Genomic DNA, 786 nt, shown 5'->3' on the forward strand with positions numbered 1-786 from the left:
TTGGATTCTTGGGATGTACGACTAGAGATACACCCATTGCTTGTGCCTTGCGACCGGCAATGTTAGGGTGACGAGCAGTTGCTGAAGCGGGCAAGTTATGAACATGGATATGGCTAAACATGACACCTGCTTTTTCGATGACCTTGCCATCTGCTAAAACACATGAGCGTCCGCCCCCACCTTCTGGACGCTCCCAGTCGTCAGGAACAAAGGTTGCATCGCCGCCGCCGTCACGCTCTTGCGCTTCTAGTGTTTGACAAATACGCGCTTGTAGGTCAACCAAAAACTCACGTACACGTGTGATGTCATCAGGTGTCGGCGTGGTTTGGTTGCCGTTAGCATCAGTATTGTGGTTGGTTGTACTATTTAGATTGGGAATGCTCATAAAAATTTCTATCACTATAGCCGTTGGTAAAGATTTTTGATGATAAGTTTATTTATTAAGATGAGCTTTGGTATAAAACTCTTTATCAAGCAGATGACCCATACGGTCACGTTTGGTGGCCAAATAATCGGCGTTGCTGTCATTGACCCCGACCACCAATGGTACCCGCTCAACGACATTGATACCATTGTCCGTCAAATAAGACACTTTATCCGGGTTGTTGGTAATAAGACGAACTTCATCAACGCCTACATGAGCAAGCATAGGGCCACACATATCATAGATGCGCGCGTCAGCAGGCAGCCCTAACATAAGATTGGCATCTAGGGTATCATGGCCTTGATCTTGCAAAGCATAGGCACGAATTTTATTAGTCAATCCAATACCGCGACCTTCTTGAC

The 786-nt window shown here is 46.3% G+C and carries 2 protein-coding genes; both read right to left on the reverse strand.

The window, feature by feature from the left end:
* A partial coding sequence (locus ACS8FD_RS19380) for a coproporphyrinogen III oxidase (RefSeq protein ID WP_439277061.1) occupies nucleotides 1–385 on the reverse strand: 385 nt, incomplete at its 3' end.
* Between the two features lie 48 nt (nucleotides 386–433).
* Nucleotides 434–786 (reverse strand): GTP cyclohydrolase II RibA (gene ribA, locus ACS8FD_RS19385; protein ID WP_439277062.1); only part of this gene is annotated, 353 nt, incomplete at its 5' end.

This window comes from Psychrobacter sp. 1U2 (genome assembly GCF_051847575.1).